The organism is Bacillus sp. AFS018417 (assembly GCF_002560985.1).
GTDB lineage: Bacteria > Bacillota > Bacilli > Bacillales > Bacillaceae_G > Bacillus_A > Bacillus_A rhizoplanae.
The window spans coordinates 90,765-98,783 of record NZ_NTTM01000023.1 but is presented as its reverse complement, the minus strand read 5'-3'; the positions used below and the strand labels follow the sequence as shown (position 1 = coordinate 98,783).

Annotated in this window: 10 protein-coding genes; 6 read left to right on the top strand and 4 right to left on the bottom strand. The window is 35.5% G+C overall.

Annotation, left to right across the window (positions count from 1 at the left end):
- The coding region (locus CN326_RS10360) for a hypothetical protein (RefSeq protein ID WP_098308948.1) at positions 1–411 on the bottom strand (411 nt) is incomplete at its 3' end.
- A 424-nt stretch (positions 412–835) separates the two neighbouring features.
- Here CN326_RS10360 and CN326_RS10355 point away from each other — a divergent pair.
- Positions 836–1,171, top strand: coding sequence for a zinc ribbon domain-containing protein YjdM (locus tag CN326_RS10355; protein ID WP_098308947.1), 336 nt, complete (start codon positions 836–838; stop codon positions 1,169–1,171).
- 317 nt (positions 1,172–1,488) lie between these two features.
- On the opposite strand, the gene CN326_RS24155 is transcribed toward CN326_RS10355, so the two are convergent.
- Together CN326_RS24155 and CN326_RS10350 are read right to left on the bottom strand one after the other, a co-directional pair.
- The gene (locus tag CN326_RS24155; protein ID WP_141525022.1) at positions 1,489–1,608 is read right to left on the bottom strand and encodes a DUF4027 family protein; all 120 of its coding nucleotides are present in this window, start codon (positions 1,606–1,608) and stop codon (positions 1,489–1,491) included.
- Between the two features lie 256 nt (positions 1,609–1,864).
- Positions 1,865–2,695: a LysR family transcriptional regulator gene (locus CN326_RS10350; RefSeq protein ID WP_098308946.1), complete on the bottom strand. Its 831-nt coding sequence runs from the start codon at positions 2,693–2,695 to the stop codon at positions 1,865–1,867.
- Positions 2,696–2,818: 123 nt separating this feature from the next.
- Here CN326_RS10350 and CN326_RS10345 point away from each other — a divergent pair, with 123 nt between their 5' ends.
- Complete coding sequence (locus CN326_RS10345; protein WP_098308945.1) at positions 2,819–3,559, top strand: SDR family NAD(P)-dependent oxidoreductase; 741 nt, start codon at positions 2,819–2,821, stop codon at positions 3,557–3,559.
- Positions 3,560–3,688: 129 nt separating this feature from the next.
- Here the strand turns inward: CN326_RS10345 and CN326_RS10340 are convergent, their stop codons facing one another.
- Entirely contained in the window at positions 3,689–4,069 is a 381-nt protein-coding gene (locus CN326_RS10340) for a winged helix-turn-helix transcriptional regulator (protein WP_098308944.1), read from the bottom strand.
- Between the two features lie 199 nt (positions 4,070–4,268).
- On the opposite strand from CN326_RS10340, the gene CN326_RS10335 reads away from it, so the two are divergent.
- From CN326_RS10335 to CN326_RS10320, 4 genes are all read left to right on the top strand, one after another.
- Positions 4,269–5,462 (top strand): MFS transporter, encoded by a 1,194-nt coding sequence (locus tag CN326_RS10335; RefSeq protein ID WP_098308943.1) that lies wholly within the window; start codon positions 4,269–4,271, stop codon positions 5,460–5,462.
- 35 nt (positions 5,463–5,497) lie between these two features.
- Positions 5,498–6,340, top strand: coding sequence for an aldo/keto reductase (locus CN326_RS10330; protein WP_098308942.1), 843 nt, complete (start codon positions 5,498–5,500; stop codon positions 6,338–6,340).
- Positions 6,341–6,558: 218 nt separating this feature from the next.
- A complete protein-coding gene (locus CN326_RS10325) occupies positions 6,559–7,074 on the top strand; it encodes a PadR family transcriptional regulator (protein ID WP_098308941.1) in 516 nt (171 codons plus the stop codon).
- Between the two features lie 566 nt (positions 7,075–7,640).
- Positions 7,641–7,979: a heme oxygenase gene (locus tag CN326_RS10320; RefSeq protein WP_098308940.1), complete on the top strand. Its 339-nt coding sequence runs from the start codon at positions 7,641–7,643 to the stop codon at positions 7,977–7,979.
- Positions 7,980–8,019: the final 40 nt, after the last annotated feature.

Here is an 8,019-nt window from a genome sequence, read left to right as displayed (position 1 = left end):
CAGGTCCTTCTTGCTCAGTACGTTGTCGATTATTTTGTTCTTGCTCTTGTTCTTGGCAGTGACAATCACACCTAGATCTGAAACATTTTCGACAAAAGCCAATAGGTGGACAAATGTCTTTTTTTCTATGGCGTCTATCTCTATCACACTCGCATTTTTCTTTACGGCATCTGTCACATTTTTCCTTGCGGCACTTTTCTCTATCGCAATCGCACTTTTCTTTACGGCATCTGTCACATTTTTCTTTGTGGCACTTTTCTCTATCGCAATCGCATTTTTCTTTGCGGCACTTTTCTCTATCGCAATCGCATTTTTCTTTACAGCACTTTTCTCTATCGTAATCGCATTTTTCTTTGCGGCACTTTTCTCTATCGCAATCGCATTTTTCTTTACGACATCTTTCTCTATCACACCTTTCTTCTTTGCTGCTCATATGTTCTCTCCTTTCTTTCAGATTTCTTCATTGTATTCAGAAGCAAATTGGAAAGTGCGGTATGGATAAGTACCCCTTTATTTTTGTGATATTTTAAAAAAATTCATATAATCACATTGTTTTAAGTGTAATTTTAGATGTTTAAGAAACAAAAATAATTTAAGAGCACATAAATTTGTATAGTGACAATAAAGTCATTTAAAGGATAGTAAAGCTCTTTCAAATGGGGGTTTAGTAAGTGTACACATTCATGTAAAGGGGAGTTGGAAGAGAGGTTGTCAATATAAGAAGACTATGGCAGTATATAAAAGTATATAAGGACGACCTATATTTTTATAAAAAGGAAATTAAAGCCAATTCTTATATATTAGAATGACAATAACGGATGGAGGAAATGGAATTATGTCGAATTTACCAAATTGCCCAAAATGTAATTCAGAATACACGTACGAAGATGGAGTCCTTTTTGTTTGCCCAGAATGTGCACATGAGTGGAGCTTAGAAACTGAAGGTAGCGAAGATGAAAAGGTTATTAAAGATGCGAACGGAAATGTTTTAAACGATGGTGATTCTGTAACAGTAATCAAAGACCTTAAAGTAAAAGGAACTTCACTAGTCGTAAAAATCGGTACAAAAGTAAAAAATATTCGTTTAGTTGATGGCGACCATGATATTGATTGCAAAATTGATGGTTTCGGACCTATGAAATTAAAATCTGAATTTGTTAAAAAGGTATAAAGTAAAGCATTTATCCCGCATTAACGGGCAGTAAGACCTCCACCTCGAGATTCAGAGAAAAGCGAAGAAGCTAGGTGGGGGATAACTGCCCGTAAAAGCCCGATTGGTTCAACTAACCATTCGAAGGAAAAGCACCTCTGAATGGAAGTTTCACTTTATAGAAACTTAAAAGGATTACCTTGTATTCATAAGAGGTAATCCTTTTTAATCTGTTTTCTTTTTTATCATTTTGTTGAAATGACTAACTATCGAAGGATAAAAGTTTGTAAACATCGCAGTGTCTAACTCCTTTAAGCGGTTGTTAAAAATAAGTGCTATTACATGAAAAATTGATGAACGATTTTTATAAAACAAGCAATACAAGATAATAATACAAAGCCTCCTAAGCAAGAACCAGTAACAATTTGGGTGAATAATAAATCTTGATTTTCGTTCATGAGAATCCGCTCCTTTGTCATATCCTCTAGCTTTATCCCGCATTAACGGGCAGTAAAACCCTCACCTCAAGATTGAGAGAAGCGAAGAAGCTAGGTGAGGGATAACTGCCCGTAAAAGCCCGATTGGTTCAACTAACCATCAGAGGGGGATGAAGAATCCCCCTCTGATGGAAGTTTCACTTTATTGTTAGCTTACATGGAATCAAGAAGCGGAAACATCGAATTGCCTAACAAATTTCTTACATTATTGTAAGAATTATAATTCCTTTAAAAAACAAATAAACTTCTCTAAACTTTGTGACCTTTGTTTCCCGCGTTTAATAATAAAATCAATCTTCATTTTGTCTGGTAATTCCTCATGATGAATGGTCTTCATTTCGTTTCGGCTATGTACAACATCTGCTGGCATGATACTAATCCCAAGCCCTGCATGAACAGCTTGGAGAATGGATTCAAGTGAATCAAATTCTATAATAGTTGGTTGATTAAAATGATGTTTCTCTGCAAAATCTAACAACTTATTTCTATATATACAACCTGGATCGCTATTCACAAGTAGTGTTGGATGATGATGCTGTTCAATTGGAGAAATGAGTATAAGGTTTTCGAAATAACGGTAAACACTTTCGAACTGTGAATCGTTATATGTACCGCTTATAAAAATTCCATCAACCTCTCCGTAAGAAAGCATTTCTTGTAATTTTGGCTTATTATTCGTCCGGATTTTTAGATCAATGTTTGTATTTGATTGCAAAAAAGAAGAGAAGAGCCACGGAACTTTCACAGCAGAAATCGTTTGAGATGCCCCGATGATTAAAGATTCTCTCCACTTTTTCGGATTTATTTTTGATTTGGCTTCATCCATTAACATCATAATTTGATTGGTGTAATCTAACAAAATTTGTCCTTGGTCAGTTAATGTTACTCCTCTGTTATTACGTATTAATAATGGGACGCCTAGTTCTTCTTCTAAGCTTTTTATGCGCTGGCTTATATTTGGCTGTACATATCCGAGTTTTTCAGCGGCTCTAGATATAGATTGTAATTCAGCAACATGTTTAAAAATCCATAAATCGTGACTTTCCAAAAATACATCCCTCCACTGATATCATTTTAAATGATACCGGCCTCATTATTCAGTATTATACCTTTCGTATGAGCGAAGATACAATGAGTCATAACAAATATGAAAAGAAGAGGAGAAGGAAAAATGGAGATAAAAGATAAAGTGGCTATTATAACAGGCGGTGGTACTGGTATCGGAAAGGCTGCGGCTATAAAACTAGCAGATGCAGGAGCGAAGGTTGTGATTAATTATAGCCGTTCGGAAAAAGAAGCGTTAGAAACAAGGAATGAAATTGTACAATGCGGAGGTACAGCGCTCATTGTGAAAGCTAATGTAGCGATAGAAAAAGAAGTTGAGGACATGGTACTGCAAACCGTGAAATCTTTTGGAACAGTAGATTTTTTAGTGAATAATGCAAGTATAACAGCGCAAATACCTATGGATGATTTGCAGTCTGTAACGGATGAAGTGTGGGATTCTCTTTTTAACGTAAATGTGAAAGGGATGTTTCATTGTGTAAAGGCTGTTGTTCCTTATATGAAGAAACAACGATCGGGTGCTATTGTGAATGTAGGCAGCGTTGCCGGAATAACAGGGCTAGGTTCGTCTGTACCGTATGCAGCAACAAAAGGAGCTATTCATACGATGACAAAATCGTTAGCCATTGCACTTGCACCTGAGATTAGGGTAAATAGTATCGCTCCTGGTGCAGTTCATACGAGATGGTGGGCTGACAATGAAGAGAAGATGTATCAACTTGCGGGAAACATACCGCTGAAAAGAATTTCAACACCTGATGAGATTGCAGAGGCTATTATTTTTCAATTGACTCAGGAGTCTATTACAGGACAGGTATTTACAATTGATAACGGGCAGACGCTTTGAAGTTTCACTTTATAAAAGAAACATCTTCTTATTTCATATGTAAGAAGATGTTTTTAGTTATAGATGTTTTTAAGATTCACGGTTACACAGCAGAATGGATATGCATGTTCGAAAATCGTACGTGTATTTTTAATTTTGTTGCTTCAGTTTATCGTTTAAAATATTCTCCTCCAAGACAGCAAATTTATCACCATATACTTTCGTAATATGTTTTTCTCCCCAAGTACATAGAGAGTTTAAAATATCTTGCAAGCTCCATCCATATTCACTTAGTTCATATTCCACTTTTGGAGGAACTTGATTGTAAACGATGCGATTGATGACGCCATCTTCTTCTAACTCACGTAATTGCTGCGTTAACATTTTCTGTGTAATGTTTGGCATAAGACATTTCAATTCACTTGTACGTTTTTTACCATGAGTAAGATGACAAAGAATCACACATTTCCATTTTCCTCCTATTACCTCGAGTGTTGCTTCTACGGAAATATTGTACTTTTTTTTCTCCATGCTCTTCCTCCTAATTAATAGGTACTTTTTAGTTCCTATATAACTTTCTGGTACCTATATTACTTAAAAGTACGTACTTTTCTTTATTTCTTCTATATCCCATAATAACATTTGTTGGCGGATTCTTACCATATGGTTTTCTATATAGTTTGTTTAGAAGAGATGGAACGATACAACAAGAAGATGAGGAGGAGAAAGAATGAGTTTAGATAAAAAACGAAGTACATTGGCACTGTTGGCATTAGCTGTAAGTGCTTTTGCAATCGGAACAACAGAATTTATTAGTGTAGGATTATTGCCACTTATTGCGCAAGATTTAAATGTTACTGTTACAACAGCTGGATTAACAGTTTCTTTATATGCTTTAGGGGTGACATTTGGAGCGCCTGTCTTAACTTCTTTAACATCCAGTATGTCACGTAAATCTTTATTACTTTGGATTATGATTGTCTTTATTGTTGGAAATAGTATTGCTGCGAGTGCAACAAGTATCAGTTTGTTGCTAGTTGCTCGTGTTGTTTCTGCGCTTTCACATGGTGTATTTATGTCAATAGGCTCTACGATTGCCGCGGATTTAGTTCCAGAAAATCGCCGAGCAAGTGCGATTGCGATTATGTTTACAGGGCTCACAGTAGCAACTGTTACAGGTGTTCCAATTGGTACATTTATTGGACAACAATTTGGCTGGAGGGCTTCTTTTGTAGTGATCGTTGTAGTAGGTATCATTGCTTTCATTGCAAATAGTATTCTTGTTCCATCTAATTTGCGAAAAGGTAATCGAACAACATTTCGTGATCAAATTACTTTGATCACAAACGGTCGTTTACTTCTTTTATTCATTATTACAGCTTTAGGGTATGGAGGTACATTCGTTGTCTTTACGTATTTATCTCCATTGTTACAAGAGATAACCGGGTTTACGGCAGGGGCTGTTACTATTATTTTACTCGTTTATGGAGTAGCAATTGCGATTGGTAACGTCATTGGTGGTAAAGTAGCGAACCGTAATCCGATTCGTGCATTATTCTATATGTTTATCGTACAAGCGGTTGTACTCTTTATATTAACGTTCACAGCTCCATTTAAGATAGCTGGTCTTATTACAATCATTTTAATGGGATTATTAGCGTTTATGAATGTACCAGGATTACAGATATATGTAGTGATGTTAGCTGAACGTTTTGTACCGGGTGCAGTAGATGTGGCATCTGCAATTAATATTGCTGCATTTAATGCTGGAATTGCCATTGGTTCTTATTTAGGTGGTGTAATTACAGATTCGATTGGGCTCATTCATACGCCTTGGATTGGAGCATTAATGGTTCTAGGAGCTGTAATTTTAACAGGTTGGAGCAAGACTCTAGAACAAAAAGATCAAAAACGTGCAGCGTAGAAAATTTTCTTTAAAAATTAGGAGGTTTATTTATAATGGCGAAACATTTACAAGATAAAACAACTTTGCATAACGGTGTACAAATGCCTTGGTTTGGTATTGGGGTATTTAAAGTAGAGGAAGGTCCTGAGTTAGTGAATGCTGTAAAAACAGCGATTACACATGGCTACCGTAGTATTGATACAGCAGCGATTTATGGAAATGAAGAAGGAGTTGGGCAAGGGATTCGTGAAGGAATACAACAAGCGGGTATTTCTAGAGAAGATGTATTCGTTACATCAAAAGTTTGGAATGCAGATTTAGGATATGAGTCTACAATTGCTGCTTATGAGACAAGTTTAAATAAACTTGGACTAGAGTATTTAGATTTATATTTGATTCATTGGCCTGTAGAAGGGAAATATAAAGAGGCATGGAGAGCATTAGAGACTCTTTATAAGGAAGGACGAGTAAGGGCGATTGGAGTAAGTAATTTTCAAATTCATCATCTTGAAGACTTAATGAAAGATGCAGAGATTAAACCAATGGTGAACCAAGTAGAATACCATCCACGCTTAACGCAAAAAGAGCTGCAAGCATTTTGTCAGGAACATGACATTCAGTTAGAAGCGTGGTCGCCGTTAATGCAAGGACAATTACTTAATCATGAAGTTCTTCAAGAAATTGCTAACAACTATAACAAATCTGTTGCCCAAGTCATTTTACGCTGGGATTTACAAAATGGTGTTATAACCATCCCGAAATCTACAAAAGAACATCGAATCATTGAAAATGCAGATGTATTTGATTTTGAGTTAAAGGAAGAAGATATGAAACGCATTGATGATTTGAATGAAAATCATCGTGTTGGTCCAGATCCTGATAATTTTGATTTTTAATGTAATGGGATAGAGAAGTTATACTGTCAGGCAGCTGTGTCAATTTTGCTCATGTTAAGCATCTGAGGAGATACATGAAGAACCCCACTTCAAGATCGCAAGGAGATAAGTGCGGGTTCTTCATAATATGATAATTGATACCAATCCAAGTAATTGAGTTATTGTCTAGTTCTCATGTACATCATCGGCTATAATATGGTTTAGAAAGGATGATTTCTATGGAACAGCGCTCGCTCGTCCTGCTTGGTTTGCTTATGAGCCAAAGTCAGCATGGATATCAAATTAATGAATTTATTGAAAGAAATTTAAGTACAGTTACAGATATGAAAAAACCTACTGCTTATGCAACTTTAGATAAACTCAATAAAAAGGGATACATTGATGTTCAATTGGAACAAGAAGGAAACAGACCATCGCGCAAGGTATATTCTATTAATGAAAATGGTAAGCAATATTTTTACAAATTGTTATTGGACAACTTATCATCAGCCGAGAGTGTCAATTATCAAGGCGATATAGGATTAATGTTTATTGATTTTCTGCCATTAGAAAAATCGTTGCCTGCTCTAGAGGAACGATTAAATAAAAATAAGAAGTTCATTCATATTTTTAAACAAACTCCAGCTCATGAGATGAGGATTGGAGTCAACCTGGCAATAGAACATAAAATAACAATGTTAGAAGCAGAAATTGCGTTTCTTGAAAAAACTGTTCAAACGCTTAGTTCTAACTAACTTCAATAATGCGAAAGACAAGGGAACCTCTGTGTATAGTAGGTTCTTTTTTGTTATTTACGTGAGCGTTTCTGCTGCATATCCCGTTGATATAATTGATCTAAATAGAACAATATAATTTATAGTCAGCTTTTTATTAGTCACGGTTGACTAATAAAATTGTTGTGTATATAATAATCTTAATTAGTCACACGTGACTAATTATTTTAAAACTAAAGGGGTGACTTATATTATTTCTCGCACTGTCATGGACAGTCCTTCTACTATTTTAGTAGATGAATCGAGAGTAAGCTTTGATATTTAGAGAGTCTATGAAGTCGTCCAACTATAGCAAAAGAAGTAACATTTAGAAATTAACCATTATGGTAATACATGATGAACGAATGCTTGCATACTGTGACAAAGTCTACCGAATGGAAGACGATAAACTAGAGCAAGCTAAGTGTTATTTAGCAAGAAAATAGAAACAGAGATCATTCTAGCATTAGGATGAATGAAAAAAGTATATATGTAATGCAGATATTCAATTCGAAGAAGTTTCCAAAATATTAAGGAGGTTTTTGAAGATGATCGTTGTTACAAACAGAATTAAAACAAAAGTAGGATTTGCAGAAAAGATGGCTCCAGCATTCACTCGTCCTGGTGCATTGCAAAAAATGGAAGGATTTGTGAAAGTTGAAATTTTACTTACACAAAACTTAACTGAGCATGATGAAATAAGTGTAAATACGTACTGGGAAGATATGGAGAGCTTTATGAACTGGAAAAATAGTGATGCTTTTAAACAAGCACATAAAAGACCAGAGTCAGGTTCTCAAGAAGCACAGCAAGAATCACCAATTTTAGGTAACCAAATTGTTGTTGCAGAAGTTGCGGGTGTAATGGAGGCACTTCCTGCGAAGTAATACAATATAAATATGTTTTTTTAATAGGAACGGATACATC

Coding starts and splice junctions, on each gene's coding strand:
- CN326_RS10345 (WP_098308945.1), top strand. CDS start 2,819: ATGGAGATAAAAGATAAAGTGGCTATTATAACAGGCGGTGGTACTGGT.
- CN326_RS10320 (WP_098308940.1), top strand. CDS start 7,641: ATGATCGTTGTTACAAACAGAATTAAAACAAAAGTAGGATTTGCAGAA.
- CN326_RS10330 (WP_098308942.1), top strand. CDS start 5,498: ATGGCGAAACATTTACAAGATAAAACAACTTTGCATAACGGTGTACAA.
- CN326_RS10355 (WP_098308947.1), top strand. CDS start 836: ATGTCGAATTTACCAAATTGCCCAAAATGTAATTCAGAATACACGTAC.
- CN326_RS10325 (WP_098308941.1), top strand. CDS start 6,559: ATGGAACAGCGCTCGCTCGTCCTGCTTGGTTTGCTTATGAGCCAAAGT.
- CN326_RS10335 (WP_098308943.1), top strand. CDS start 4,269: ATGAGTTTAGATAAAAAACGAAGTACATTGGCACTGTTGGCATTAGCT.
- CN326_RS24155 (WP_141525022.1), bottom strand. CDS start 1,608: ATGAACGAAAATCAAGATTTATTATTCACCCAAATTGTTACTGGTTCT.
- CN326_RS10340 (WP_098308944.1), bottom strand. CDS start 4,069: ATGGAGAAAAAAAAGTACAATATTTCCGTAGAAGCAACACTCGAGGTA.